The following is a 25,611-nucleotide window of genomic DNA, read 5'->3' on the forward strand; positions in this document are numbered from 1 at the left end:
GCGCAGCCGACGGTGGTCAGCGCAGCGCGACCACCGCGCGCTCGATGACGGCGACGACCCGGTCCGGAGCGGCGTGCGCGACCGCGTGGCTCGTGTCGACCTCGTGGACCACTGCACCCATCCGGGCGACGAAGTCGCGCTGGATCGCGGGCAGCAGGTGCCGGTCGCACGTGGCGACCAGGTACCAGCTCGGGCGGGTCCGCCACGCGGGCTCACCGGTGGACTGCTGGAACGCGGCGTCGGCGGTGACCCGCCCCTCGGCACGTGCGGCGAGCAGCACGTCCTCCGGGACGTCCCAGGCGAGCGCCAGCCGCGACTCCTCGTCGTCCTGTGCGATCCACTCGCCGGCCGGGCCGCGGTGCATGTACTGCGAGACGAGAGCGGGTTCCCGGGTCTCGACGATCCCGGAGACCGACTCGCCCGCGTCCGGAGCGAAGGCCGCGACGTAGACCAGTCCGACGACGCGGTCGTGTGTGCCCGCGTTCGTGATGACGGCGCCGCCGTAGGAGTGGCCGACGAGCAGGACCGGGCCGTCGATGCCGTCGACCAGGGCGCGGACCGAGGCCTCGTCGTCGCGGAGCGAGGTCATCGCGTTGTCGGCGAGCGTGTACGGGATGCGGCGGTCGCGCAGGAGCGGGGCGACGGACGACCAGGTGGACGGCGAACCGCCGGCACCGTGGACCAGGACCACGTGGACGCTCATGCGTGGGTCGCCACGGCGAGGGGGAGCAGGACGGTCGGAGCGGGAGCGGCCTCGCGCCCCGCGAACGGCACCGGCTGGCAGACCATCAGGTAGTCGCCGGGCTCGACCTCGGACAGGTCCGCGTTCTCGAGGATCACGACGCCGGCGCCGCACAGGGCGACGTGTGTCGGCCACGCCTCGGTGTGCGCCGGGGCCTCCATCGTCATGTAGTCGATGCCGGCGAACCGGACCCCGCGGTCGACCAGCCACTGCGCGCCGCTCGGGCCGAGGCCGACCCACGTCTCCGACCGCTCGTTCCGGGTCAGCGCGTCGGTCGAGTTGCGCGTGCGGAACAGCACGCGCTCGGCGCCGGCCGCACCCGCCTCCTCGAGGTCGTCGGCGGTGATCTCCTCGACGACGTGTCGCAGGTCGAGGACGCGGACCGGGCCGACCATGCTCTCGAGCGCGATCTCGTCGACGGTCGTCGCGCCGGGCACGAAGTGCGACGGGGCGTCGACGTGCGTGCCCGTGTGCGCACCGATCAGCCAGCGGGACACGTCCGACGGGTACCCGTCCGCGATCTCCTCGACCATCTCGAAGGTGGGGCGCCGGCCCCAGTGCAGCATCTCGGGGGAGATGGGGATGTTGATGTCGATCGCGTCGGTCATGGCGTCCTCCCGGAACTCCGGCACAATGGATTCGGATTGCTACAAATTGTATCCAATCATCACGGAGGTGCAAGGCATGGCGAACGCGTTCGACGAGACGACGCGCGCTGGACTCGTGGTCGGCGGTCGGCCAGAGCGGGTCGTGCCGCTCGTGCTCGGGTGGGAACCGATCCCCGAGTCGATCTCCCTGCGGGGCGGCGATCCCGCACGCTTCCTGCTCGAACCCGTCACCGCCGCGGCCGTCGTCTTCGACCACGGCTGGGTGCTCCTCGACGGTGGGTTCAACGTCGACCGCGTGCGCGACCCCGAGGAGCGGGCCGCGCACTACGAGTACGAGAGCTACACGGCGGTCGTGCCGCCGGGCGACGCGCTCGCCGAGGGGGTCGCGGCTGCGGGACTGGCCTGGGACGACCTGGCGCTCTGCGCTATCTCGCACGTGCACCTCGACCACACGGGCGGCCTGCGGCTCGTCCCACCGGGCACCCCGGTCGCGCTGCAGCGACGGGAGTGGGACTGGTTGCGGAGCGGCATCGGCCGGCGGGAGACGGTCGTCGTCGACGACGTGCTCGACGCCGACGTCCGGGTGTTCCTGCTCGACGGGGACACGGAACTGGCACCCGGCCTGACTGCACTCGACACCCGCGGACACACGCCGGGGCACCAGTCGTTCCGCGTCGACCTGCCGGATCGGACCGTGGTGCTCGCGTGCGACGCCGCCGACCTCGAGCGGAACCTCACCGAGCGGACTCCGTGCGGGTGGGTGGGGAGGGCCGGGGACGAGCTCGAGGCGCAGCGTTCGATCGACCGGCTGGCGGACCTGGCCGCCGAGCCCGGCGTCGAGGTCTGGCCCGGGCACGACCCCGAGTGGGCGGCCTGGCGGCGCTGAGCCGGCGGGTCCGAGCCAGCGGGGCACCGCGCTCGGGATGGGTCACCCTGCCCGTGGCGGCTGCTCCGGCAGTGCAGCCCACACGTCCGCCCAGATGAGCTCGAAGTCGACGGGCGCGAGCCGGTGCGCCCGCACCGCCCGCTCCAAGATCGAGAGCGCGTCGAGCGACCCGGCGAGGAGTCGCTCGTCGCCGTGCACCTCCGGCCGACCGGTGCCCAGGAACGTGGTCACGGTGATCGAGCGCACCCGCGGCCGCAGCCGCCTGGTGGCCCGGCCGAGGACGACGAACCCCGCGGCGTACAGCGCGAGCCCGACGGGCATGCCCGCCGCCGGTACCGAGACCGCCAGGACCACGACCACGAGCGCGGAGAACGCCCCGACGGCGGGCCACACGTGCCACGCCCGGAGCAGCAGGCGCTCACTCGTGTTCGTCCCGGGCGGGAACACGACGAGGGTCCGCGAGGTCCACATCGTGCGTCCCACCGGCCGGATCGTGTAGCGGCCCCACAGGTGCGGCCCGTCGAGCAGGCGGTCGCGGACGGACGTCGCCGTGGTCACCGTCCCACCGGCAGGAGTTCGGCGCGGACCGGGACGACGTCCCGGTGCCGGACGGTCGTCAGGCAGGGGAAGCAGACCAGGTCGCCATCGCGGACGTCGGCCGGCAGCGGAGCCGGGAGGCGGTGGAACGGACCGTCGGCCTGACCGTCACATCGGGTGACGACGTACATCGTGGCGAGGGGAGCGGTGCTCCGGCGTCCGATCAGGCGCACCTGGTCGAGCACGGCGCAGGTCGGCAGGACCGCGTCCAGTTCCAGGAGCACCACCCCGGTGCGCGGCCGTCGGACCCGGGTGACCGACGCGACCGCGACGCTGACGTCACGAGGGGTCCAGCCGCGGGGGCGGTAGCGCGGCGGCGACTGCTCCGCGGTGTGCACGCTCGGGGTGCCGGTCAGGTCGGCGAGCCGGACCATCGAGATCGCGGCGACCACCAGGTCGTCGGTGGTCGCCACGGTGTGGGCCGGCCACAGGACCGGGTCCATCGGATCCGGCAGGGACGCACGGAGCGTCGGCATGATCGCTGTCAGTGTCACACCGGACACGTTCCCGCGCGGACGGGCAAGGGGGAAGGTGCCCTGACGGAACCCCTACGCCCGAGCGCCGACTCCTGACGGTCCGCTCACTCGATGTCGACGTCCCGCTTGCCGCGCCGCACGATGAGCGGGTCCGGCTTGCCGATCACGTCGACCGCCTTGTCCGGGTAGTCGAACTGCGTCAGGAAGTACCGCATCGCGTTGAGTCGGGCGCGTTTCTTGTCGTTAGACCGCACGATGGTCCACGGCGCGTACCGCTTGTCGGTGCGCGTGAACATCGCCATCTTCGCCTCGGTGTAGTCCTCCCAGCGGTCGAGGGACAGCAGGTCGATGTCGGACAGCTTCCACCGGCGAACCGGGTCGAGCTGCCGCATCGCGAACCGGGTGCGCTGCTCGCGGCGGGTGACCGAGAACCAGAACTTCGTCAGGTGGATGCCGGAGTCGACGAGCATCCGCTCGAACTGCGGCACCTGGGTCATGAACGACTCGTACTCGGCGTCGTCACAGAACCCCATCACCCGCTCGACGCCGGCGCGGTTGTACCAGGAGCGGTCGAACAGGACCATCTCGCCGGCCGACGGCAGGTGCTGCACGTAGCGCTGGAAGTACCACTCACCGCGTTCCCGTTCGCTCGGCTTGCTGAGCGCCACCACGCGCGAGGTGCGGGGGTTGAGGTGCTCCGTGAACCGCTTGATGGTGCCGCCCTTGCCCGCGGCGTCACGCCCCTCGAACAGCACGACGACCTTCTGGCCGGTGTCCTCGAGCCAGTACTGGCACTTCAGGAGCTCGATCTGCAGCTGGTACTTCGCGAACTCGTACTCCTCGCGCGGCAACCGCTCGTCGTACGGGTAGTCGTCGCGCCACGTCAGGACGGGGTTGCCGTGCGGGTCGATGAGGTCCGGGTCGGCGGTGTGCCCGTCGGCGACGCTGTAGCCCTCGGTCCGGAGCTGCTCGATGTACTCCCGGAGTGGTTGCGAGTACGGCGCTGTGTCCACGGTGTCTCCTCTGCCCGCCGATCGGTCGGCTGGTCCCATCCTGTCCTGTGTGACCCGACAACTGCCCAACCGGACGTGTCCCTCAGGTGACCAAGCGGCTGCGTGACCCGAAGCGGTAGCGTTCTCGATGGCCTGTCCCCGACCCCGGATCGAGCAACGATGCCTGACGTCCACCTGCCTGCCGCCGACCGCTACGAGCAGCTCCCGTACCAGCGCGTGGGAAGGAGTGGCCTCATGCTGCCGCGCATCTCCCTCGGCCTGTGGAACAACTTCGGCGCCGACCGTGCACTCGCCACGCAGCGCGACATCGTGCTGCACGCCTTCGACCGCGGGATCACCCACTTCGACCTGGCGAACAACTACGGTCCGCCTCCCGGGTCGGCCGAGGAGCAGTTCGGCCGCATCCTCGAGTCGGACCTGCGTCCGTACCGTGACGAGATCGTGGTGTCGACGAAGGCCGGCTACGACATGTGGCCGGGCCCGTACGGTGACCGGGGCTCCCGCAAGTACATGCTCGCGTCGCTCGACCAGTCGCTCGGGCGCCTCGGGCTCGACTACGTCGACGTCTTCTACTCGCACCGTCCCGACCCCGAGACCCCGATCGAGGAGACGGTCAGCGCGCTCGTGACCGCGGTCCGTTCGGGCAAGGCGCTCTACGCGGGCATCTCGAACTACGACCCGGCGCAGACCGCCGCGGCAGCCGAGGCGCTCGCCGCCGAGAACATGCACCTGCTCATCCACCAGCCGCGCTACAACATGTTCGACCGGGTCCCCGAGGACGGGCTCTTCGACGAGCTCACGCGTCTCGGCACCGGTGCGATCGTGTTCTCGCCGCTGGCCGGTGGGCTGCTGACGGACCGGTACCTGGACGGTTCGGTTCCGGTGGGGTCGCGTGCGGCCGAGGGCCGCTGGTTCGGTGCGGACCGCATCGACGACGAGTACCTGACCACGGCGCGGGCGCTCAACGACATCGCTGCGGCCCGCGGGCAGACGCTCGCGCAGCTCGCGATCACGTGGGTGCTCCGGCAGCCCGCCGTCACGTCGGCGCTGGTCGGGGCATCGAGCGTCCGTCAGCTGGACGGCACGCTCGACTCGCTCGCGGGTGCCCCGCTCACCGACGAGGAGCTCGCCGCGATCGACGCACTGGTGCCGCGCGGCTGACGCACGCCGGATGCAGTGGGCGTGACCCAAGAGCAGACGGGAGGCACGGTGCCAGCTGGCACCGTGCCTCCCGTCTCTTGGTGGGTTGCCCTAGACCGCCGCGGTCGCCTCGTCGCGGTGCGGGAGCTTCCACCCCGGACGCACGAAGTGGCACGTGTACCCGGCCGGGTACTTCTCGAGGTAGTCCTGGTGCTCCTCTTCGGCCTGCCAGAAGTCGCCAGCGGGCTCGACCTCGGTGACGACCTTGTCGGGCCAGATGCCCGACGCGTCGACATCCGCGATGGTGTCGCGCGCGACCTGCTCCTGCTCGGGCGACGTGAAGAAGATCGCCGAACGGTAGGCACGGCCGACGTCGTTGCCCTGGCGGTCCTTCGTCGACGGGTCGTGGATCTGGAAGAAGAACTCGAGCAGGTCGCGGTACGAGATCACCGACGGGTCGAAGACGATCTCGACCGCCTCGGCGTGGTCACCGTGGTTGCGGTACGTCGCGTTCGGGGTGTCGCCACCCGAGTAGCCGACGCGGGTGCTGATGATGCCGGGTCGGCGGCGGAGGAGCTGCTGCGCTCCCCAGAAGCAGCCGCCGGCGAGGATGGCGGTTTCGGTGGTGGTCATGGTGGCCTCCTGAGGTCGTCGTGCCGCTGGCTGCGGCACCGTGTGGTGCAACCGACAACCGGGGCTGTCTGTTCCCGTCGCCGGGCCGGCACACCTCGACAGTACGAGGACGTGCTCTGCGTCGCCTCTGCGGTACGGTCGGGCTCACATGAAGAGGTCAGCATTGCCCGACGATGGCCTGCGCCACCCGCGACGTTCGTGGCCGCTGGGCCTCGCGCTCTGTTGCCTGGTGTTCCTCGAGGTGTTCGCGACGATCGGTTCGCTGCCGGGGATGCTCGCCGCGCAGCTGGAGCAGTACACGCCCTGTGCTTCCGACGTCACCTTGCAGTGTTCGTACGCGGTCGGGGAGACCGCGCAGTTCCTCGTGCCGCTGGTCGCGCTGATCGTCACGATCGTGACGTGGGTGTTCGGTGCCTCCGGCCCACCGACGATCCGGCGGCGGGTGCTGACGCCGGATCGTCGGTCTCGTGGTGATCATCCTGGTCTTCGCGCTCGCGGTCGTCGCGATGGACCTGTCGGTCCGATGATGTTCTTGCGCGTGCCGCGCCGATACGAGCTCCTGAGGACCTGATGCCGTTCACTCCAGAAGAAGCCGCCGAGCAATCGGCGATCCTGGCCGGCCTCCGCAAGCTGGGGTACGACTTCTCGAACCTGTCCGTCTTCGCCCAGGCCGGGATTCGTTACAAGGACGCGGTCCCCCTGCTGATCGAGTGGCTGCGGAAGGCACGGACGCCGGCAATGCAACAGGACGTCGCTCGGGCGTTGAGCAATCCATCCGCGAAGGGAACCGCGATGCCCGCGCTGATCGAGGCGTTCCGGAACTTCCCTGACGAAGCGGGCACGCGCTGGGCTGTGGGGAACTCGATCGAGACCGCGTACGTGGACACCTACTTCGATGACGTGGCAGCGCTCGCGCTCGATCCTCAGTACGGACGTGCACGGCAGATGGTGGCCCTCGCGCTGGGGAAGTCGAAGCGGCCCGAAGCGGTCGACGTCCTCCTGCAACTCATGGACGACCACGACATCAGCGGGCATGCCGTCTTCGCAGTGAGCAAGCGGCCGAACCCGCGAGCGCGCGAGGCCCTGGAGGAAAAGCTGACCGACGACCGCCCGTGGGTGCGGAAGAAGGCTGCGCTCGGGCTGCGGAAGATCGGGTGAAGCCCGCGGTCTGACTGACGGGTGGCGCGGGGCCAGCGGGCCCCGCGCCTCCGATCCGGGGTGGGGCCGCGTCAGTTCGTGGTGTCCTCGAGTGCGTCGAGCGCGGCCACGTCGTCGGCGGAGAGCACGAAGTCGACGTCGGCGTTCGCGGCGATGCGCGACGGGGTGGTGGACTTCGGCAGCGGCAGGACGTCCTTCTCGAGCAGGTAGCGGATCGCGACCTGGGCGACGGACTTGTCGTACTTCGCCGCGATCTCGGCGATCTGCGTGTTCTCGAGCAGGCCACCGGTGGCGAGCGGCGAGTATCCCTCGGTGAGGATGTCGTGCTCGCGGTCGAACGCGGTGGTCTCGTCCTGGGTGTTGCCGATGAACCAACGGATCTGGTTGGCGTGCGGGACGACGTCGGTGCGGCCGAGCAGGTCCTCGAGGTCGGCGACGGCGAAGTTCGAGACACCGATCGAGCGGGTCCGGCCGGCGTCGTAGACCTCTTCCAGCACCTTCCACACCTCGACGTTGCCGTCGCGGTGGTCGGAGCCGATGGCGTCCCAGGGCCACGGCGCGTGCACGAGGTACAGGTCGATGACGCCGACGTCGAGGTTGCGGCTCGAGGTCTCGAAGGCCTCACGGGCGCCGTCGGCGGTCTTGATCTCGGCGGGCAGCTTCGTCGTGACGAAGACCTCGTCGCGGGGGACGGCGCTGTCACGGATGGCCTGGCCGACACTGGCCTCGTTGCCGTAGGCCAGGGCGGTGTCGATGTGGCGGTAGCCGGCGTCCAGGGCGGTCTTCGTGGCGTCGTAGGCGTCGTCGCCGGACGGGATCTGCCAGGTGCCGAAGCCGATCTTCGGGATGTGCAGGCCGTTGGACAGGGTGAACGTGTCGGTGAGAGCAGGCATGTTGCGGACAGTACGCCGCTCGGTTCCGGGGGCGGTCACGGGACGCAACGCGGAGACGGACGGGAGGCCCGTGGCGGTGTCGCCACGGGCCTCCCGTCGGTCTTCTGGTCGCGTCCGGAGCGCTTCTGGTCGCGTCCGGAGCGATCAGCGCGTGCGCGCGCCGATGCGCGGCAGCACGAAGCCGAGGACGATCATCGCGACGGCGAGGAACGCGTGCAGGACGTTGTCCGCGCTGTTCAGGGGGACGAAGTTCGCGGGGTCCGCCATGCCGGCCGTGAACAGACCGTAGACGAACAGGACCGCGTAGACGATGCCGCCGACGATCAGGTACAGGCGAGCGCCCGACGCCGAACGGGCTGCGATGAGTCCGACGATGCCGAAGAGCAGGTGCACGATGTTGTGCAGGACGGACACCTGGAACAGGCCCAGGAGCAAGGCCATGGAGCCGTGACCGGCCATCGACATCGAGCCCATGTCCATCGTGAGTCCGGGGATGAAGCCGGCGATGCCGACGATCAGGAAGACGACACCGAAGAGGAGCGCACCCTTCTGGGTCCACGTCGAGCCGGTGCGGTTGCGAGCGGTTGCTGCGTTGCTGGTCATGGTGAGACCTCTCTTGTCGAGCGCGCCACGGATGTCGCGCACAGGGCATTCGAGGCCGATGCGCAGTCGGATTGCAGGTGCCATCCGATTTCCGAACGCACGAGGGACCGCTGAGTCGGTGCGCATCGCGTGCTGCCTACGCTCCGCCGTACGGCAACACCGACGGAAGGCAGCACCATGGCAAGCGGAGTCGCAGCGGTATGGGTCCCGGTCACCGACATGCAGCGGGCGGTCGCGTTCTACCGCGACACCCTCGGACTGACGGTCACGGACGAGTCCGACGACTGGAGCGAGATCGACGCGAACGGCTTGATGATCGGGCTGAACGGCCGTGAGTCGGCGAGTCCGTCGAGCGGCGGGGGAGCGGTCATCACGTTCCAGCCGGACGGGTCGATCGAAGACGAGTTGGCCAGCATCCGCGAGCGTGGTGCGGACGTGCAGGGCGAGATCAGTGAGCACCCGTGGGGCAAGATCGTCCCGTTCAAGGACAGCGAGGGCAACGACCTGCAGTTCTACGCGCCGCCGCAGGGCTGACGCGACCCCAGGACGGACGGGAGGCCCGTGGCGGTGTCGCCACGGGCCTCCCGTCCGCCGTCTGGTTCCGTCGAGAGCGCTACGCGACCGCAATCTCGTTGGGCACGCCCGGCAGTGCGTCGCTGGAGGCGACGATCTTGCCGGTGGTCAGGTCGACGGCGTGCACCTTCCGCTCGGCGGGGTCGGTGACGTAGGCGATGTCGCCGGCGACCTTCACGGCGGGGTGGGCGTCCTGCCACTCGGCCGGGCCCTCCCACGCGTCGATCACGGGGAACGAGTCGAGCTGCTCCCCGTTGGTCTCGTCGAAGGTGTGCAGGGCGCCGTCGTCACCGAGGACCACCGCTTCGTCGCCGGGGCCGCGCGCCAGGTCGCGGAACGTGAAGCCGACGCCGTCGGGCAGGTCCGCGACGGTGTACTTCCCCGAGGCCGCGTCGATCAGGGCGATCTGGTCGAGCAGGTAGCCCTCGCTGTCCGGGTCGTCGTTGTAGTCACCGACCGCGACCGACGACGTGTCCGTGGTGAACAGGTTGCCGGTGCGGCCGTACTCGGTCGGGGCGTCGAGCTTCTCGAACGCGCCGTCGGCGTAGACGAGCGCGCCGTCGGTGCAGCCGAAGACCGCGACCTCGTCCTGGACCGCACCTTCGCCGTGCACGTCCGGGCACGATTCGGAGCGGGTGAGTTCCTCGCCGTCGGCGTCCAGGGCTCGGACGCCACTCCGGCTCTCCTCGGTGCCGATGGTGGTCAGGAGCGTGCCGTCCTCGAGCTCGATCGCGACGCCGTGGTGCGCCGCCTCGGACTCGGTGGTCCGGGCGTCGGGCGGGGCGTCGCCGTCGAGGTCGGTGTTGTCGAAGGTCGTCACGTCGCCGGTTCCGTCGGCGAACAGGGCGGTGCGGTCGCCGTGCACGACGGCGTGCCCACCGGTGTCGGCCGGGAAGACCTCGTCGGTGAGGGCCGGGTCCGCTGCGGTGTCGAGCACCCGGAAGCCCTCGGGCACCGTGACGAGCACGTGGCGGCCGTCGCCGGCGGGGTTCACGCGGGTGAAGCCGTCGACGGCGTCGTCGGCCACGACCTGCAGGTCCTGGTCGAGCACGAGCAGGCCGCCGTCGTAGGTCAGCGTGATGCGGGTGCTGTCCGCCTTCGGGGTCGAGGTGCTCTCGGCGTCGGCTGCGTTCGTGGCGCACCCGGTCAGGGCCAGGGCAACGGTGCCGAGCAGCGCGGCCGGCAGTGCTGCGGCGCGGAGGGTCTTGGTTCTGGTCATGGGCATCACTGTACTGATTCTCATTCTCATCTAGAAATCGGAGCCGTCAGGCCGTCGACGATCGAGTCGGTGTTCGAGCGCATCATCCCGAGGTAGGTCGACGCAGCGCCGTCCTCGGTCAGGGACTCGCTCGCCAGCGAGCGGATCGACACCTGCACGTCGACCTCGTCCGCCAGGACCTCGGCCAGGCGTGCGGGTTGGGAGGCGTCGGCGAAGATCGTCGGGACGCCCGCGTGCTCGATCGCGTCCGCCAGGTCACGCAGATCGGCGGCACTCGGGGACGCCAGGGTCGTGCCGCTCGGGATCACGGCACCCACCACCCGGAACCCGTAGCGGTCGGCGAGGTAGCCGAACACGTGGTGGTTCGTCACCAGGGCCTTGCGATCGGCGGGGATGGTGTCGAACGCGGCGGTCATGTCGTCGTCGAGGGCCTCGAGCCGGTCGGTGTAGGCCTCGGCGCCGGGAGCGTCGATGCCGACGGCGTCCAGCTCGTCGTCGAGGGCCTCGACCACGTCGACCATGCGCGCGGGGTCCGTCCAGAAGTGCGGGTCCGGGCCGCTGTCGTCGTCGGTGGTCCACTCCAGGGCGCCGATCGCGTCTCCGGCGGTGAAGACGGCCACGCCGTCGTCGGCCGCGGCGCGGACGTGGTGGGCCACCCCTTCCTCGAGCCCGAGGCCGTTCTCGACCACCAGGTCTGCGCTCCGGAGTCGCGCCGCCTGCTGCGCGGACACCTCGAACGAGTGCGGGTCGCCGCCAGGGGGCATGAGCACCATGACGTCGACGTCGTCGCCGACGACCTCGGTCACGACGTCGCCCAGGATGTTCGTCGTCACGGCGACGAGTGGACGGTCCGACCCGGTCGTGGTGCAGCCGGCTGTCGTGACGGCGAGGGCGGTGACGACGAGGGCCGCTGCCACCGCACGCGCGGTGCGCCCGACCGGCGTGGTTCCGCTCACAGTCCCACCTCGGCGAACGCGACGGGCGCGAACGGGAGCTCGATGGTCCGGGCCACGCGGGCGCCGTCCGCGAAGTCGACCTCGTGCACGACGGCGGCCGTGGGGTCGGCCACGTAGGCGCGCTGCGCGTCGAGCTGGAGCAGCGGCGCGGTGTCGGTGTCGGTGTCGCTGTCGACCAGGGGGTCGGTCGTCGCGACCTTCCCGGTCGAGGCGGTCACCACGACCACCCGACCGGCGTCGTCGACCCCGACCGCGTGCTCGTCCTGGTCGTCGACGGCGACCACCGCACGCAGCGGCCGTTCGGTCGGCACGTGCTGCCAGGAGCCCTGTCGGACGTCGAGCAACCAGAAGCCGGTGTCGCCCGCGAGTCCGGCGACCGTGGGGCGGCCGGCCCGTGCGGCGAAGGCGGTCGGACGCTCGGCGTCGTCCGGCAGTGCGACGAACGAGGTCGCGCCGGCATCGTCGACGACGACCGCTCCGTCGGCGCAGCCCACCACGGCGCCTGCGCGGGTGACGATCCCACCAGCGGGGTCGGTGCAGGCCTGTCCGGCGCTGGTCGACCCGGTCGGCTCGGTCGACCCGGTCTGCTCTCCGTCGGTGTCGAGGACGCGGACGGTATCGCCCTCGGCAGCCACCAGGTGCTCGCCGAGCGGCAGCAGCACGGTCGCGTCGAGTCGTGCGGTCTCGTCGAGCTCGCCCTGCCCGAGTGCTGCGCGGTCGAGCACCACCGCCTCGCCGCGCTCCGGCCAGGCGATCGTGGTCATCGTCTCCGACGAGTGCACCTGGACCGGACCGCCGCCCTCGAGCGTCCCGACGACGCGCGGCTCGGCGGCGTAGTAGTGCGTGTGGTCGCCGTGGTCGACGGTCCAGGAGCCCCCGTCGATGACCGTGGTGCGGTTGCCGCCGCTCGTCACCAGGAACCGACCGTCGGTCGCGGAGTGCTCGGCTGCGCCGACGCGGTCCAGGTCGGTCGTCTCGCCGGTGAGCAGGTCGTGCAGCGCCGTCTCGCCGGTCGCGGAGACGGCCAGGAGGCCCAGCTGCGGTTCCTGGGACTCGGTCGCGCCCGCCACCCAGCCGTGCGGGGCCGTGGTCGCGCTGGCGTCGTCGGCCGGCGGTGTCGACGCGGTGGAGCACGCCGTGACGGTGAGCGCGAGGCCGGTCGTCAGGCCCAGGGCGCCGAGGAGTCGCGTTTGTCGTGCGCGTGTGTGTGGGCGGTCGGTGGTCGGGTCGTGGTTCATGGTGCCTCTCGTGCTGGTGCTCGGACGGGGTGTTCGACGGGCCTGGTGGTCGCGCGCGCGGTGCTGCGTGCGACGGCTGCCAGCCCTCGGGACAGGGCGACCCCGGCGACGGCGACGGCCGCGATGCTGGCGCCGGCGGCGGTGCCGGCGTGCCACGAGACGAGCAGGCCGACCAGGACGGCGGCGACACCGAGCACCGCGCCGAGGAGCATCGTCGAGGCCACGTGCTTCGTCCAGGCGCGGGCCGCGGCGGCGGGCGCGAGCAGCAGTCCGACGACCAGCAGGGTGCCGACCGCGCGGTACGAGGCGACGACGGCGAGTGTGACCAGTCCGATGAGGACCACCTCGGCGAGGCGGGGGTGCAGGCCGAGCGTCGCGGCCTTGCGGACGTCGAAGGCGAGTGCCGTGAACGGTCGGTGGAACACGGCGGCGACGAGCAGGGCGACGGCGACGGCGATCGCCAGGCCGACGAGGTCGGCGCGGGTGACGGCGAGCACGTCGCCGAACAGAATCGCGGTGACGTCGGTGGCGAAGGACCGCGATGCCGACACGATGATGACCCCGAGCGCGAGCATCCCGACGAAGAGCAGCCCGATCGAGGTGTCGTAGGACAAGCCACCGCGCCGTCGCAGCGCCCCGACGCCGAACACCATCACCCCGGCACTCACGGCGGCGCCGAGCACCGCGGGGACTCCGGTGAGCGCTGCGATCGCGACGCCGGGCAGCATGCCGTGCGACAGTGCCTCGCCCAGGAACGCCATCCCGCGCACGAGCACCCACGTCCCGACGACGGCGCACAGCACCGCGGCCAGGGAGCCGCCGGTCAGGGCGCGCACCATGAAGTCGACGGTGAAGGGGTCGGTCAGCCAGGTCACGATCCGAGACGCTACATGAAAACGACTATCGATACTGATAGCGTGTTCAGGTGCCAGCAGCCGACACACGACCAGCCGTCCGCCTCGAGCAGGTGACCGCCCTGCGCGGGGAGCGGACCGTCCTCGACGGCCTCGACGCGGCCTTCCCGGCCGGCCGGGTCACCGCGCTGACCGGACCCAACGGGTCCGGCAAGTCGACGCTGCTCGACGTGGTGTCGGGCGTGCTGCGGCCGACCGCCGGGCGCATCACGGGCCTCCCGTCCGACGGCGTCGCCCACGTGAGCCAGTCCGTCCCGCCGACCACGCTCCCGCTCACGGTCCGCGCGACCGTCGCGATGGGGCGGTGGCGTCACCGGGCCTGGTGGCGACCGCTCGGACGCGACGACCGCGTCGTCGTCGACGCGCAGCTCGAGCGGATGGCGATCGCGGACCTGGCCGACCGCCCGCTCGACGCGTTGTCCGGCGGCCAGCGGCAGCGCACGCTCGTGGCACTCGGGCTGGCGCAGCGGGCGCGGGTGCTGCTCGTCGACGAACCGACGGCCGGCGTCGACGCGGCGTCCGCGGCGCTCGTGGTGGCGGCGCTCGCCGCCGAGGCTGCCGACGGCGTGGTGGTCGTGCACGCCGCACACGATCCGGTGGCGATCGCCGCAGCCGACGCCGTGGTCACCCTCCCCGCGCTCTGACGGCGCGGGTGGCGGTCAGGGGCAGGCGACGGCGACGGAACCCGTCGAGGTCGTCACCGGCACGGGTGCCGGAGCCTCGTCGGCGACCGGCACCGCGCTCGAGCGGCGCAGCCCGAGGGAGACGAGCACGATCGCGCCCACGACGGCGACCCCTCCGGACAACCAGAAGTCCGCGGCGAGGCCGAACGACGACACCGCTGCGCCGCCGAGCACCGATCCCGCGGCGATCGCGAGCTGGATGGTCGTGACGAACAGCGCGAGCCCGGTCTCGGACCCGGCGGGCGAGGCGGTGGACATCCACGTCTGCATGCCGAGCGGCAACGCGCCCCAGACCAGCCCCCACACCACGAGCAGCACGAACACCCCGACGACGGAGTGCGCGAGCAGGGGGAGCAGGACCACGGCGACCGCGAGGGCGATCTTGGACACGCTGATCGTCCCGAGCACGCTCCGCCCCAGGGTGAAGCCCGCGGCGAAGTTCCCGACGATCCCCGCGACGCCGAACACCAGCAGCGCGAGCGTGACGGTGTCCGGGCCGACCCCGACCAGGTCCTGCAGGTACGGCGCGATGTACGTGTAGGCGGCGAACTGTGCGGCGAACAGGAACGCGGCGGCGATCAGACCGACACGGGCACGGGGGACGCGGAGCAGCGAGCCGAGCGTCGCGAACCGGACCTGCTGCTGCGCGGGGATGCGCGGCAGCATCGCGAGCTGCAGGACGAGCGCGACCAGGCCGAGCACGCCGCCGATGACGAACGCGAGCCGCCAGGTGGCGAGCGACGAGACGAGGGCGCCGAGCGGCAGGCTCACGACCGTCGCGACCGAGACGCCCGCGGTGATGAGCGAGGTCGCCCGGATCGTGGCGGCCGGCCGGACCAGTCGACCGGCGATGCCGGCGCCGATCGCCCAGAACCCGCCGATGCCGACGCCCAGGAGCATCCGGGCCACGAGCAGCACACCGAACGAGGGCGCGATCGCCGCGAGCCCGTCCGCCACCACGAGCAGCACGGTCAGCGAGACGAGCACGACACGGCGGTCCACGCGCGAGGTCAGGACCGTGACGACCGGCGCCGCGACGGCACCGACCAGCCCGGTGGCGACGACCATGAGCCCGGCCGTGCCGATCCCGACGTCGAGGTCGGCGGCGATGGCGGGCAGGAGTCCGATCGGCAGGAACTCGGAGAGCACGAGGACGAAGGATCCGAGTGCGACGGACGTGACACCGAGCCACCCGCGGCGCTCTGCTGACGAGGTCATGGGTTCGTCAAGCAGTGCCGGTCGCAGGCCATTCCCGCGTGTCGTGTCGTTACTCGGCGGGTACCGGCACGGTGCGGCCCGACGCCACCGACTCCTGCGCCGCGAGCACGATCGACAGGGTCCGCAGCCCGACGTGCACGTCCGGCTGCGGCTGCACGCCCGCCCGGACGGCATCGACGAACGTCCGGAGCATCGCGGCATCGGGGTCGGCGCCGTAACGGGACTCGATCGGCAGCCCGGTCTCCGCGATGATCCCGCGAGCAGCCGCCCCGAAGAAGTCGAGCGACACCGTGCCGCCCGTCCCGGCGACGTCGAGCGTCAGCCCACCCCACACCGCCGAGGTGTCCGGCTTGCTCCACGAGCAGTCGATCGCGGCGACGACGCCGTTCGCGTACGTGATCGTGACGAGTCCGGCGGTCTCCGCCTGCGCCCGGGCCGCGTGCAGTGTGCGGTTCGCCACCGCGGTCACGGTGACGGGTGCCGACCCCATCAGGCCCTCGAGCAGGTCCGCGATGTGCACGACGTGGTCGACGATCGCGCCGCCGCCGGACAGCTCCGGCTCGGTGAACCACGACCGGGTCAGGGGGAGCATGCCGTTGTTCGCGCCGCGGACCGAGAACAGCTGCCCGAGCGCCCCGGAGTCGTGCGCTGCGCGGAGCTTGTCGAACGCCGAGGTGAACCGCACCGGGAACGCCACCATGAGCATGACGCCCGCCGCCTCGACGGCGTCGCGGATCGCGAGGCCGTCCTCCAACGTGGTCGCGAGCGGCTTCTCGCACAGGACGTGCGCACCGGCGGCGGCCGCGGCCTCGACGAGTTCGCGGTGCCGGGCGTTCTCGCTCGTGACGACGACGGCGTCCGGGCCCCAGGCGAGCAGCTCGTCGTACGTCTCCGCGTAGTCGACCCCGAGCTCGTCGGCCAGGTCGCGGCCGCGGAGCTCGATGACGGTCTCGCCCGTGCTGACGCCGCCCGGATCGGCACCGCAGACCTCGACCCCCGGCATCGCGGTGAGGGCGGTGAGGTAGCCGATCGCATGGGTGTGGGCGAACGACATCACGGCGATCTTCAGAGCGGTCACGCGCGAGCCCCCGTCGTCAGGGACACCGGCTGCCCGGTGTCCATCGAATCGAGTGCCGCGTTCGCGATCCGGACTGCCTCGGCGCCGTCCGCCGCCGTCACCCGCGGAGCGGCGCCGCCGGCGAACGCTCCGAGGAACTCGGCCAGCTCGAGCCCGTACGGGTCGTCGGCGGGGTCGACCTCGGGCAGGAAGCCGTCCGCGGCGTTGGGCACCGCGAGGTCGGCGACGTAGTCCTGTTCGTCGAGCGACCGGTGCGCCAGGCTGCCGCGCGTGCCCGTCACCGAGTACTCGGTCGAGAACGCGAGGTGCTGCGGTCCCCAGATCCCGGCGACGTGGCTGATCGCGCCGGACTCGTGCGTGAGCAGGACGTGTGCTGCCTCCACCGGCTCGGCCTCGGTGCCGGCACGGACGCCGACCGCCGACACCGTGCTGACCGGCCCGGCGACCCACCGCGCGATGTCGAGGTCGTGGATCATCTGGTCCATCACGATGCCGCCGGACAGTGCCCGGTCGGCGAACCACGCGGTGCGGATCGGGAAGGCCCCGGAGCGCACGAACCGCAGGACGGCCAGGTCGCCCAGGAGGCCCGTGGTGACGGCGTCGTGCAGGCGCACGTACGCGGGGAAGAAGCGCACCACGTGGGCCGGGAAGAGCTGTCGGCCAGCGTCCCGCGCACGGGCCACCAGGTCGGCAGCGTCGGCGTCGGTCCGGGCGAGCGGCTTCTCCGACACGACGTCCTTGCCGGCGGCGAGTGCGGCCCGCACGACCTCGGCGTGGGCGAAGGTCGGCGTCACCACGTCCACGACGTCGACGGCCGCGAACAGGTCGTCGAGCGAGTCGACGACGGTGATCGACGACCCCGCGGCGGCTGCAGCAGGGGCGAACGCCGCCGCGAGCTCCGGTGCACCGTCCTGCGCGTACACGACGACCGGGCCGAGGCGGAGCAGGCCGGGCATGTGCGCGTGGGCGATGCCGCCAGCGCCGACGAGGCCGATCCGGGGAGGGGTCGGGGGCATCGGGGCTCCTTCGCGGGGTGGACCGGTCGACGGTGACGGGGACCGGGCCATGCTACCGAGCCGGCGGTCGGAGGGTGGTGCTCAGGCTGAGCCGCGCCAGACCACCTCGGTCGGCAGGATGAGTCCGTGCGGGCCCTCGTCGGCACCGGCGATCTGCGCGAGCACCTGCTGCGCCGCGCTCTCGCCGAGGGTGTGCGCGGGTTGCCGGACCGTCGACAGCGGCGGATCGCAACGCAGTGCCCAGGCGCTGTCGTCGAAGCCGACCACGCCGACGTCACCGGGGACCGACCGGCCGCTGCGCTGCAGGACGTCCATCGCGCCGGCAGCCACGGCGTCCGAGGCGGCGAACACCCCGTCGAGGTCGGGGGCCCGGTCGAGGAGCTCACGCATGCCGTCGGCGCCGGCGGTGTAGCTGAACAGCGGGTTGCGGGCCACCAGCTCGGGGTCGAAGCGGTCGCCGAGGGCCGCGGTGAAGCCGGCCAGTCGGTCCTGCCCCGAGTCGCGGTCGAGTCCGGACGCGAGCATGCCGATCCGCTTTCGGCCGGTGGCGACCAGGCGCCGGGTGATCTGCTCGGCGGCCGCGCGGTTGTCGATGCCGATGTACGAGATGTTCGCGGCGTCGGACGGGTGGCCGACGAAGCACGCCGGCATGCCGATCTCCTCGATCGCCCGGGTGATCGGGTCGCCGTCGCGGGCGGACAGCACGATGGCACCGTCGACGAACCCGCCGCGCAGGTACTCGACGACGCGCTCGTTGTCGCGGGCCGAGTCGACCATGATCGTGACGAGCTGCTGGTCGGCCTGCGACAACACCGTGTTGGTGCCGATCAGGATGTTGCCGATGTTCGGGTCGTCGAGCACCTGGACCGACGGCTCGTGCACGATCAGGGCGATCGCTCCGGAGCGTCGGGTGACCAGGCTCCGGGCCGCCGCGCTGCGCACGTAGCCGACGCGCCGGACGGCTGCCTGCACGGCTTCGCGGGCTTCGGGCGACACGTACGGTTCGTCGTTCAGGACCCGTGAGACGGTGCCCCGGGAGAGTCCTGATTCGTCGGCGACGTCCTGGATCGTGGCGCGCTGGCGTGCGGTTCGGACCTCGGACATGCGGCAACCATATCCGTCCCACGACGGGCTCCAGCACGCGTCTTGTTGACAGCGGTCCGCTTCTGGTGTTCACTCTGGGAGCGCTCCCAGAACGATCCGAACCCGTTCGATCCGGCTGGACTGGGAGCGCTCCCAGAACCTGGGTGACCTTCGCCGTCGAAGGGGTCGTCAACGACCGGAGCGGCAGCGGTCGCCCCGATCAGCGAGGACCCTGACGTGACCACGACCACCCTGCCGACGCCCGCCACCGGGGCGCTCGGGCTCGGCTCGACCGGGCTCGCCTTCGGGTGCGACTACAACCCCGAGCAGTGGGACCCTGCGGTCTGGGTCGAGGACGTCCGGCTGATGCGCGAGGCCGGGGTGAACCTGGTCGCGATCAACGTCTTCGGCTGGTCGCACGTCGAGCCGCGTCAGGGCGAGTACGACTTCACCGCGCTCGACACCGTCATCGAGCTGCTGCACGGCGCGGGCATCGGCGTCGACCTCGGCACCGGCACCGCCTCGACCCCGCCGTGGCTCACCACGCTGCACCCCGAGGTCCTGCCCGTCGTGGCGGACGGCACCACGCGCTGGCCCGGCGGGCGGCAGGCGTTCTGCCCGAGCTCACCGGTGTACCGCGAGCTCGCCCTCGCCCTGGTCCGCGCCACGGCGGAGCGCTACGGCGACCACCCCGCGGTCAAGCTCTGGCACGTGTCGAACGAGCTCGGCTGCCACAACGCGCACTGCTTCTGCGACGTCTCGGCCGAGGCGTTCCGTGGCTGGCTCCGTATCCGCTACGGCACCGTCGACGAACTGAACGCCGCGTGGGGCACCTCGTTCTGGAGCCAGCGTTACTCAGCGTGGGAGCAGGTGCTGCCGCCCCGCGCGACGCTGTCGTCCACGAACCCCGCGCAGACCATCGACTTCGACCGGTTCTCGTCCGACGAACTCCTCGGCCACCACCGTGCCGAGGCCGCCGTGCTGCGCGAACTGAGCGACAAGCCCGTCACCACGAACTTCATGGTCGCCGCGCACATCACCGCGCTCGACTACTGGTCGTGGACGGCCGACATGGACGTCATCGCGAACGACCACTACCTCGACCACCGCCTGCCCCGCCCGCACGCCGAGCTCGCCTTCGCCGCGGACACCACCCGCGGGCTCGCCGGCGGAGCCCCGTGGCTGCTGATGGAGCACTCGACCGGCGCCGTGAACTGGCAGCCGCACAACGTCGCGAAGGCACCGGGCCAGATGCTGCAGGACACCGTCGCGCACATCGCCCGGGGCGCGGACGGCGTCTGCTTCTTCCAGTGGCGCGCGTCGGTGCAGGGCTCCGAGAAGTTCCACTCTGCATTGCTGCCGCACGCCGGCACCGATTCGCGCACCTGGCGCGAGGTCGTCGCCCTCGGGTCGCTCGTCGAGCGGCTCGGCGAACTGCGCGGATCCCGGGTCGTCGCCGAGGTCGCGCTCGTCTTCAGCTGGGAGAACCAGTGGGCCGCCGACCTGGAGGCCCACCCCACCACTGCGCTCCGGTACCTGCAGCAGGTGCACGCGTTCCACGCCGCGCTCCGGGACCTCGGGGTCACGGTCGACGTCGTCGCGCCGGGCGCCCCGCTCGACGGCTACGCCGCGGTCGTCGTCCCCGAGCTGTACCTGGTGCGCGACGAGCACGCCGCCGTGATCGCCGACCACGTCGTTGCCGGTGGCCACGCGGTCGTCACCTTCTTCAGCGGGATCGTCGACGAACGCGACCGGGTCCGCACCGGCGGCTACCCCGGCGCCTTCCGCGACCTGCTCGGCATCCGGGTCGACGAGTTCCTGCCGCTCGCCGCGGACCAGGCGATCGCGCTGTCCGACGGCACCACCGGCACCGTGTGGTCGGAGCCCGTCGCGCTGCGCGGCGCCACGAGCGTCGTCGAGTACGCCGAGGGCCCGCTCGCCGGCTCGGCCGCGGTCACCCGCAACGACCACGGCGCCGGATCCGCCTGGTACACGTCCACCGTGCTCGAGGCCAACGCGCTGCGCGACCTGCTCCGCCGCGTGCTCGCCGAGGCCGGCGTCTCCCCGGATCCCGCGACCGCACCGGGTGTCGAGGTCGTCCGGCGCCGCGACGACCAGCACGAGTGGGTGTTCCTGCTCAACCACTCCGACCAGCCCGCCTCGCACACCGTCGCGGGCCACGAGCTCGTCACCGACCGACCCGTCGACGGCGTCACCGTCCTCGACGCCGGCAGCACCCAGATCATCCGCACCGACAGGAACCGATCATGACCACCACCACCCAGCGGCCCCGCGCCGTCCGTCGTCGGGGCGGGGGTTCCCGCTACCGCCTGGCGATCGCGATCTTCGTGGTCCCGTTCGCCCTGCTGTTCACCGCGTTCTACCTCGTCCCGATCCTGTACGCCGTGTGGCAGTCGCTGCAGAAGATCGAGCGCCAGGGCACGTTCGGCGCCCCGACACAGGTGTTCGGCGGGCTGAGCCAGTACGCGCTCGTGTTCCAGAACAGCGCGTTCTGGGACTCGGTGCTCCGCGTGCTGCTGTTCGGTGTCGTGCAGGTCCCCGTGATGCTCGGGCTCGCGCTCCTGTTCGCGCTGCTGCTCGACTCCCCGCTGCTGCGTGGCAAGCGGTTCTTCCGCCTGGCCTTCTTCGCGCCGTACGCGGTCCCCGGTGTCATCGCCGCGATCATGTGGGGCTACCTCTACGCCCCGGACCTGTCGCCGTTCTCCGCCGTGACCTCGAAGGTCGACTTCCTGGGGTCCGGCACCGTGCTCTGGGCCGTCGCGAACGTCGTGACCTGGGTCTTCGTCGGCTACAACATGCTCATCATCTACTCGTCGTTGTTGGCGATCCCGGCCGAGATCTACGAGGCCGCCAAGCTCGACGGGGCCTCGCAGCTCCGGATCGCGCTGTCGATCAAGATCCCCCTGGTCGTGCCGGCGATCGTGCTGACCGCGGTGTTCTCGGTGATCGGGACGCTGCAGCTGCTGACCGAGCCGACCGTCTTCCGGCAGTTCACCTCGACGATCTCGTCGACTTTCACGCCCAACATGCTCGTCTACTCGACCTCGTCGGTGCCGAACTTCAACCTGGCGGCCGCGTTCTCGGTCGTCCTCGCCCTCGCCACGTTCATCCTGTCGATCGGGTTCCTCCGACTGACCCAGCGGAAGGCCGCCCAGTGACCGTCCACGCACCCACCCCGGGCGACACCGTGCGCGACGCGGGCCGACCGCTCGAGCCGAACCGGGCCTCCCGTCCGCACCAGCACGGTGCACGCGGGCCGCGGGAGAGCGTCATCTCGCGCAGCGCCGCGATGATCGTGATGGGTGTCTTCACCCTGTACTTCCTGCTGCCGATCTTCTGGCTGCTGGTCTCGTCGACCAAGACGGCCGCGAACTTCAACACCACGTTCTCGCTGTGGTTCAGCGCGACCTCGGTGCAGGACTTCTTCGCGAACCTCGCCGAGCTGTTCACCCGGCAGGACGGCATCTACCTGCGCTGGCTGCTCAACAGCATCGCGTACGCCGGTGTCGCCGGGCTGCTCGGCACCGTGCTGTCGGCGATGTGCGGGTACGCCCTGGCCAAGTACCGGTTCCGTGGGCGTGAGGCGCTGTTCAACACCTTCCTCGGCGGCGTCCTCGTGCCGGCCACGGCACTCGCCCTGCCGCTGTTCCTCATCTTCAGCCAGGTCGACCTGACCGACACGTTCTGGTCGGTGTTCCTGCCGAGCATCGTCAGCCCGTTCGGCGTCTACCTGTCGCGGTTGTTCGCGGCGTCGAGCGTGCCCGACGAGATCATCGAGGCCGCGCGCATCGACGGCTCCGGCGAGGTCCGCACGTTCTTCACCGTCGCCGTCCGGCTCATGTCGCCGGCGCTCGTGACGATCTTCCTGTTCCAGTTCGTCGCCGTCTGGAACAACTTCTTCCTGCCGCTCGTGATGCTCCGCGACTCGTCGCTGTTCCCCGTCACGCTCGGCCTCTACACGTGGAACTCGAGCGTGAACCAGTACCCCGACCTGCGCACCCTCGTGCTCATCGGATCGTTCGTCTCGATCATCCCGCTGCTCATCGCGTTCCTGAGCCTGCAGCGCTTCTGGCGCTCCGGCCTCGGGTCCGGCGGTCTGAAGTAGCCACCCGACCAGCACTGCCTCCGCACACCAGCCCTCCCCACACCACATCCCGAACGGAAACAGCATGAAGACAACGAAGTTCCTCAGCGTCGCCGCCCTGGCGGTCGCCGCGACCGTCGCCCTCGCCGGCTGCAGTGCCGGCGGCAGCGGCAGCGGCGGCAGTTCCTCCGACACCGCAGCCGCGAGCTGCAAGCCCTCGAGCGGCAAGGTCACGCTCGACTTCACGACCTGGGTGCCGAACATGGACAAGGTCGTCGCCATCTGGAACAAGGCGAACCCGGACATCCAGGTGAAGACCTCGATCGTCGCGAACGGCAACAGCGGCACGTACCAGAACTTCTTCAACCAGCTCAAGGCGAAGCAGGCGCCCGACATCGGCCAGGTCGAGTACGACACCCTGCCGGCGTTCCGGGTGCAGGGCGGCCTCGAGGACATCGGTGCGTGCTCCGGCATCTCGGCGGCGAAGAAGGACTTCTCCGACGGCCTCTGGAACCAGGTCACCTTCGGCGAGTCGAAGTCCGTCTACGCCGTGCCGCAGGACTCCGGTCCGATGGCGCTGTACTACCGCAAGGACCTGTTCGAGAAGGCCGGGCTCGACGCCCCGAAGACGTGGGAGGAGTACGCCGAGGACGCCGTCAAGATCAAGGCGCTCGGCGGCAACATCACGAACTTCGCCAAGGGTGACGTCAACCAGTTCGCCGGGCTCGTGTCACAGGCCGGCGGCCAGTGGTTCGCGAACTCGGGTGACTCGTGGAAGGTCGACCTGACCGACGCGAAGTCGAAGAAGGTCGCCGACTACTGGCAGGACCTGATCGACAAGAAGCTCGTCAACACCCTGCCGAGCTTCACCGACCAGTGGAACGCCGCGTACGACAGCGGCCAGGACTGGACCTGGGTCTCCGCCGTCTGGGGTGCGAACACCATCTCGAGCGGTGCGCCGTCGACCTCCGGCAAGTGGGCCGTCGCGCCGATGCCGCAGTGGAGCGAGGGCGAGTCGAAGTCGGCCGCCTGGGGCGGTTCGTCGAACGTCGTCTTCGCCGGCAGCGAGCACCCCGCCGAGGCGTCGAAGTTCCTGGTCTGGCTGAACACCTCGACCGAGGCGCTGTCCGCACTGAACAAGGAGGCCAACCTCTACCCGGCGTCCTCCACCGGCGCCGAGCTCCCCGCGCTGACCGAGGGACTCCCGTTCTACGGCAACCAGAAGATCTACGAGGAGTTCGCGACCGCGGCGAAGGACATCCAGCCCTTCACCTGGGGTCCGACGATGACGCAGACCTACTCGGACGTCTCCGACGGTTTCGGCTCGGCGGCGTCCGGTGACGGCACGCTGCTCGAGGCACTCGAGTCCGGGCAGTCCAAGACGGTGGCGGCGCTCAAGGCGCAGTCGATCCCGGTCAAGGGCTGACGCGCTGACGCGCTGACGGCGGACGGGAGGCGCGGTGCCAGCGGGCACCGTGCCTCCCGTCACGTTGTCGGGCCGATGTCAGAACCGGTCGGACGGATTTTCTGAGATAGTGGCACAAGTCAGAAAATCTGACGCGGTTGTTCTGAGGTCTGGAGGCAGGAGTGGCCACGAGCACCTGGCCCGCGCTGGAGTACGAGCAACTCGACTGGGAGCGGCGTGACGCCGACTACGGTCCTCGTGCCGCTCGACGCAACACGGTGCGCGAACAGTACCTCGCCGCCGTGCCGCCGCACATCTCCGCGGCCGCCCTCCGGTTGCGCGACGAGGTGGCGACGCTGGTCGACGAGGCCTCCACGGCGCTCGTGCGCTTCGACGGCGAACTCGGTGGCGAGGTGGCACCGTTCTCGTCCCTGCTCCTGCGGTCCGAAGCCGCGGCGTCCTCGCAGATCGAGCACCTGACGGCCAGTGCCCGACAGGTCTTCGCCGCCGAGATCGGTGCTCCGGGCAAACGCAACGCCACGGCGATCGTCTCCAACACCCGAGCCATGCGCACCGCGATCGAGTTGTCCGATGAGTTGACAGCGGACACCGTGCTCGCGATGCACGCGGTGCTGATGGACGGCGATCCCCATCACGACGCCGGTGCGTTCCGGCGGGAGCCCGTCTGGATCGGCACGGACGGACGCTCCCCGGTCGGTGCCGACTACGTCGCTCCGGCCTGGCAGCGTGTCCCAACGCTGATCGATGACGTGATGGCGTTCGCGCGGCGCCTCGACCTGCCGCGGTTGGCGCAGGTCGCGGTGGCGCATGCTCAGTTCGAGACGGTCCACCCGTTCACCGACGGGAACGGTCGCACGGGGCGTGCCCTGCTGCAGGCGATGCTGCGCTCGAACGAGCTGACCCGGAACGTGACGGTTCCCGTGTCGGCGGGCCTCCTGACCGACACGGACAGCTACGTCGAGGCGCTGACGGCGTACCGCCGCGGTGCCGTCGAGCCGATCATCCGACGGGTGGCGGAAGCGTCGTTCACCGCCATCGGCAACGCCACGGAACTGGTCGACGACATCCAGCGGATCCGTCAGGGCTGGCGCGACCGCGTCGATGCTCGGAGCGATTCGGGCGTCTGGGCCGCACTCGACGTCGTCGCGCGGCAGCCGGTGCTGAACGCGACGGTACTCGCTTCCCAGATGGGGATCGAACCGCGGAACGCGTACCCGCACCTCCAGAAACTCGTCGGAGCAGGGATCCTGGTGTCGAAGAACGAGTACCAGCACGGGGTCCTGTACCGCAACGACGAGGTCCTGGCAGCGCTCGACGCCTTCGCCACGCGAGCCGGGCGTCGCGGCTGACGCG

At 71.0% G+C, this 25,611-nt stretch carries 27 protein-coding genes; 11 read left to right on the forward strand and 16 right to left on the reverse strand.

Annotated elements, in window-relative coordinates:
* Window positions 1-16 precede the first annotated feature (16 nt).
* Both HQQ88_RS15615 and HQQ88_RS15620 read right to left on the reverse strand, forming a co-directional pair.
* Complete coding sequence (locus tag HQQ88_RS15615; protein ID WP_173170135.1) at window positions 17-703, reverse strand: alpha/beta hydrolase; 687 nt, start codon at window positions 701-703, stop codon at window positions 17-19.
* Window positions 700-1,350, reverse strand: a complete 651-nt coding sequence (locus HQQ88_RS15620) for a cyclase family protein (RefSeq protein WP_173170137.1) — start codon at window positions 1,348-1,350, stop codon at window positions 700-702. The genes HQQ88_RS15615 and HQQ88_RS15620 overlap by 4 nt, the downstream gene beginning before the upstream one ends.
* A gap of 76 nt (window positions 1,351-1,426) precedes the next feature.
* On the opposite strand from HQQ88_RS15620, the gene HQQ88_RS15625 reads away from it, so the two are divergent.
* Complete coding sequence (locus HQQ88_RS15625; protein WP_165901286.1) at window positions 1,427-2,236, forward strand: N-acyl homoserine lactonase family protein; 810 nt, start codon at window positions 1,427-1,429, stop codon at window positions 2,234-2,236.
* 42 nt (window positions 2,237-2,278) lie between these two features.
* On the opposite strand, the gene HQQ88_RS15630 is transcribed toward HQQ88_RS15625, so the two are convergent.
* The 3 genes from HQQ88_RS15630 to ppk2 form a co-directional block, all read right to left on the reverse strand.
* On the reverse strand, window positions 2,279-2,794 hold the full coding sequence (locus HQQ88_RS15630) for a DUF6611 family protein (protein WP_173170140.1): 516 nt from the start codon (window positions 2,792-2,794) through the stop codon (window positions 2,279-2,281).
* The gene (locus HQQ88_RS15635) at window positions 2,791-3,327 is read right to left on the reverse strand and encodes a hypothetical protein (RefSeq protein ID WP_173170142.1); all 537 of its coding nucleotides are present in this window, start codon (window positions 3,325-3,327) and stop codon (window positions 2,791-2,793) included. The genes HQQ88_RS15630 and HQQ88_RS15635 overlap by 4 nt, the downstream gene beginning before the upstream one ends.
* 86 nt (window positions 3,328-3,413) lie before the next feature.
* Window positions 3,414-4,322, reverse strand: a complete 909-nt coding sequence (gene ppk2 / locus HQQ88_RS15640) for a polyphosphate kinase 2 (RefSeq protein WP_243692344.1) — start codon at window positions 4,320-4,322, stop codon at window positions 3,414-3,416.
* A gap of 159 nt (window positions 4,323-4,481) precedes the next feature.
* On the opposite strand from ppk2, the gene HQQ88_RS15645 reads away from it, so the two are divergent.
* Entirely contained in the window at window positions 4,482-5,483 is a 1,002-nt protein-coding gene (locus HQQ88_RS15645) for an aldo/keto reductase (RefSeq protein ID WP_131844884.1), read from the forward strand.
* Between the two features lie 90 nt (window positions 5,484-5,573).
* Here the strand turns inward: HQQ88_RS15645 and msrA are convergent, their stop codons facing one another.
* Window positions 5,574-6,095, reverse strand: coding sequence for a peptide-methionine (S)-S-oxide reductase MsrA (gene msrA, locus HQQ88_RS15650; RefSeq protein WP_173170144.1), 522 nt, complete (start codon window positions 6,093-6,095; stop codon window positions 5,574-5,576).
* 163 nt (window positions 6,096-6,258) lie between these two features.
* Between msrA and HQQ88_RS15655 the strand changes: the two genes are divergently transcribed.
* Together HQQ88_RS15655 and HQQ88_RS15660 are read left to right on the forward strand one after the other, a co-directional pair.
* Window positions 6,259-6,666 carry a hypothetical protein gene (locus HQQ88_RS15655; protein WP_173170146.1) on the forward strand — a complete coding sequence of 136 codons (408 nt, stop codon included), beginning with the start codon at window positions 6,259-6,261 and terminating at the stop codon, window positions 6,664-6,666.
* Window positions 6,666-7,253, forward strand: a complete 588-nt coding sequence (locus HQQ88_RS15660) for a HEAT repeat domain-containing protein (RefSeq protein ID WP_173170148.1) — start codon at window positions 6,666-6,668, stop codon at window positions 7,251-7,253. Before HQQ88_RS15655 ends, HQQ88_RS15660 begins: the two co-directional genes overlap by 1 nt.
* A 71-nt stretch (window positions 7,254-7,324) precedes the next feature.
* Here HQQ88_RS15660 and HQQ88_RS15665 read toward each other — a convergent pair whose 3' ends face one another.
* Window positions 7,325-8,146: an aldo/keto reductase gene (locus HQQ88_RS15665; protein WP_123294565.1), complete on the reverse strand. Its 822-nt coding sequence runs from the start codon at window positions 8,144-8,146 to the stop codon at window positions 7,325-7,327.
* A 144-nt stretch (window positions 8,147-8,290) separates the two neighbouring features.
* Window positions 8,291-8,749, reverse strand: a complete 459-nt coding sequence (locus HQQ88_RS15670; protein WP_111086495.1) for a DUF4383 domain-containing protein — start codon at window positions 8,747-8,749, stop codon at window positions 8,291-8,293.
* Window positions 8,750-8,926: 177 nt separating this feature from the next.
* Here HQQ88_RS15670 and HQQ88_RS15675 point away from each other — a divergent pair, with 177 nt between their 5' ends.
* A complete protein-coding gene (locus HQQ88_RS15675) occupies window positions 8,927-9,283 on the forward strand; it encodes a VOC family protein (RefSeq protein ID WP_123294566.1) in 357 nt (118 codons plus the stop codon).
* Between the two features lie 79 nt (window positions 9,284-9,362).
* Here HQQ88_RS15675 and HQQ88_RS15680 read toward each other — a convergent pair whose 3' ends face one another.
* From HQQ88_RS15680 to aztB, 4 genes are read right to left on the reverse strand one after another with little or no spacing between them, the layout of a single operon-like run.
* Window positions 9,363-10,541 carry a hypothetical protein gene (locus HQQ88_RS15680; RefSeq protein ID WP_173170150.1) on the reverse strand — a complete coding sequence of 393 codons (1,179 nt, stop codon included), beginning with the start codon at window positions 10,539-10,541 and terminating at the stop codon, window positions 9,363-9,365.
* Window positions 10,542-10,567: 26 nt separating this feature from the next.
* Window positions 10,568-11,458: a metal ABC transporter substrate-binding protein gene (locus tag HQQ88_RS15685; RefSeq protein WP_173170298.1), complete on the reverse strand. Its 891-nt coding sequence runs from the start codon at window positions 11,456-11,458 to the stop codon at window positions 10,568-10,570.
* Window positions 11,459-11,493: 35 nt separating this feature from the next.
* The gene (locus tag HQQ88_RS15690) at window positions 11,494-12,735 is read right to left on the reverse strand and encodes an ABC transporter (RefSeq protein ID WP_173170152.1); all 1,242 of its coding nucleotides are present in this window, start codon (window positions 12,733-12,735) and stop codon (window positions 11,494-11,496) included.
* Window positions 12,732-13,610, reverse strand: coding sequence for a zinc ABC transporter permease AztB (gene aztB, locus HQQ88_RS15695; protein ID WP_173170154.1), 879 nt, complete (start codon window positions 13,608-13,610; stop codon window positions 12,732-12,734). Before aztB ends, HQQ88_RS15690 begins: the two co-directional genes overlap by 4 nt.
* Window positions 13,611-13,660: 50 nt before the next feature.
* On the opposite strand from aztB, the gene HQQ88_RS15700 reads away from it, so the two are divergent.
* Window positions 13,661-14,293 (forward strand): ATP-binding cassette domain-containing protein, encoded by a 633-nt coding sequence (locus tag HQQ88_RS15700; protein ID WP_367917035.1) that lies wholly within the window; start codon window positions 13,661-13,663, stop codon window positions 14,291-14,293.
* A 15-nt stretch (window positions 14,294-14,308) separates the two neighbouring features.
* Here the strand turns inward: HQQ88_RS15700 and HQQ88_RS15705 are convergent, their stop codons facing one another.
* From HQQ88_RS15705 to HQQ88_RS15720, 4 genes are all read right to left on the reverse strand, one after another.
* Entirely contained in the window at window positions 14,309-15,550 is a 1,242-nt protein-coding gene (locus HQQ88_RS15705) for an MFS transporter (protein ID WP_173170156.1), read from the reverse strand.
* A 49-nt stretch (window positions 15,551-15,599) separates the two neighbouring features.
* Complete coding sequence (locus tag HQQ88_RS15710) at window positions 15,600-16,628, reverse strand: Gfo/Idh/MocA family protein (RefSeq protein ID WP_367917036.1); 1,029 nt, start codon at window positions 16,626-16,628, stop codon at window positions 15,600-15,602.
* Window positions 16,625-17,644, reverse strand: a complete 1,020-nt coding sequence (locus tag HQQ88_RS15715) for a Gfo/Idh/MocA family protein (RefSeq protein WP_173170158.1) — start codon at window positions 17,642-17,644, stop codon at window positions 16,625-16,627. Before HQQ88_RS15715 ends, HQQ88_RS15710 begins: the two co-directional genes overlap by 4 nt.
* A gap of 81 nt (window positions 17,645-17,725) precedes the next feature.
* Complete coding sequence (locus HQQ88_RS15720) at window positions 17,726-18,748, reverse strand: LacI family DNA-binding transcriptional regulator (protein ID WP_131881010.1); 1,023 nt, start codon at window positions 18,746-18,748, stop codon at window positions 17,726-17,728.
* Window positions 18,749-18,964: 216 nt separating this feature from the next.
* Here HQQ88_RS15720 and HQQ88_RS15725 point away from each other — a divergent pair, with 216 nt between their 5' ends.
* The 5 genes from HQQ88_RS15725 (at window position 18,965) to HQQ88_RS19650 (ending at window position 25,607) form a co-directional block, all read left to right on the forward strand.
* Window positions 18,965-20,998 (forward strand): beta-galactosidase, encoded by a 2,034-nt coding sequence (locus HQQ88_RS15725; protein ID WP_173170160.1) that lies wholly within the window; start codon window positions 18,965-18,967, stop codon window positions 20,996-20,998.
* Window positions 20,995-21,906: a carbohydrate ABC transporter permease gene (locus HQQ88_RS15730; RefSeq protein WP_123294575.1), complete on the forward strand. Its 912-nt coding sequence runs from the start codon at window positions 20,995-20,997 to the stop codon at window positions 21,904-21,906. The genes HQQ88_RS15725 and HQQ88_RS15730 overlap by 4 nt, the downstream gene beginning before the upstream one ends.
* Window positions 21,903-22,853, forward strand: coding sequence for a carbohydrate ABC transporter permease (locus tag HQQ88_RS15735; protein WP_243648935.1), 951 nt, complete (start codon window positions 21,903-21,905; stop codon window positions 22,851-22,853). Before HQQ88_RS15730 ends, HQQ88_RS15735 begins: the two co-directional genes overlap by 4 nt.
* 64 nt (window positions 22,854-22,917) lie before the next feature.
* Window positions 22,918-24,258: an extracellular solute-binding protein gene (locus HQQ88_RS15740; RefSeq protein WP_173170162.1), complete on the forward strand. Its 1,341-nt coding sequence runs from the start codon at window positions 22,918-22,920 to the stop codon at window positions 24,256-24,258.
* Window positions 24,259-24,419: 161 nt separating this feature from the next.
* A complete protein-coding gene (locus HQQ88_RS19650; protein ID WP_123294577.1) occupies window positions 24,420-25,607 on the forward strand; it encodes a Fic family protein in 1,188 nt (395 codons plus the stop codon).
* Window positions 25,608-25,611 lie beyond the last annotated feature (4 nt).

It is taken from the genome of Curtobacterium sp. VKM Ac-2861 (assembly GCF_013204965.1).
In the GTDB taxonomy this organism is placed as follows: domain Bacteria; phylum Actinomycetota; class Actinomycetes; order Actinomycetales; family Microbacteriaceae; genus Curtobacterium.

Coding starts and splice junctions, on each gene's coding strand:
- HQQ88_RS15615 (WP_173170135.1), bottom strand. CDS start 703: ATGAGCGTCCACGTGGTCCTGGTCCACGGTGCCGGCGGTTCGCCGTCC.
- HQQ88_RS15620 (WP_173170137.1), bottom strand. CDS start 1,350: ATGACCGACGCGATCGACATCAACATCCCCATCTCCCCCGAGATGCTG.
- HQQ88_RS15625 (WP_165901286.1), top strand. CDS start 1,427: ATGGCGAACGCGTTCGACGAGACGACGCGCGCTGGACTCGTGGTCGGC.
- HQQ88_RS15645 (WP_131844884.1), top strand. CDS start 4,482: ATGCCTGACGTCCACCTGCCTGCCGCCGACCGCTACGAGCAGCTCCCG.
- msrA (WP_173170144.1), bottom strand. CDS start 6,095: ATGACCACCACCGAAACCGCCATCCTCGCCGGCGGCTGCTTCTGGGGA.
- HQQ88_RS15660 (WP_173170148.1), top strand. CDS start 6,666: ATGCCGTTCACTCCAGAAGAAGCCGCCGAGCAATCGGCGATCCTGGCC.
- HQQ88_RS15665 (WP_123294565.1), bottom strand. CDS start 8,146: ATGCCTGCTCTCACCGACACGTTCACCCTGTCCAACGGCCTGCACATC.
- HQQ88_RS15670 (WP_111086495.1), bottom strand. CDS start 8,749: ATGACCAGCAACGCAGCAACCGCTCGCAACCGCACCGGCTCGACGTGG.
- HQQ88_RS15675 (WP_123294566.1), top strand. CDS start 8,927: ATGGCAAGCGGAGTCGCAGCGGTATGGGTCCCGGTCACCGACATGCAG.
- HQQ88_RS15680 (WP_173170150.1), bottom strand. CDS start 10,541: ATGACCAGAACCAAGACCCTCCGCGCCGCAGCACTGCCGGCCGCGCTG.
- HQQ88_RS15690 (WP_173170152.1), bottom strand. CDS start 12,735: ATGAACCACGACCCGACCACCGACCGCCCACACACACGCGCACGACAA.
- HQQ88_RS15705 (WP_173170156.1), bottom strand. CDS start 15,550: ATGACCTCGTCAGCAGAGCGCCGCGGGTGGCTCGGTGTCACGTCCGTC.
- HQQ88_RS15715 (WP_173170158.1), bottom strand. CDS start 17,644: ATGCCCCCGACCCCTCCCCGGATCGGCCTCGTCGGCGCTGGCGGCATC.
- HQQ88_RS15720 (WP_131881010.1), bottom strand. CDS start 18,748: ATGTCCGAGGTCCGAACCGCACGCCAGCGCGCCACGATCCAGGACGTC.
- HQQ88_RS15730 (WP_123294575.1), top strand. CDS start 20,995: ATGACCACCACCACCCAGCGGCCCCGCGCCGTCCGTCGTCGGGGCGGG.
- HQQ88_RS15740 (WP_173170162.1), top strand. CDS start 22,918: ATGAAGACAACGAAGTTCCTCAGCGTCGCCGCCCTGGCGGTCGCCGCG.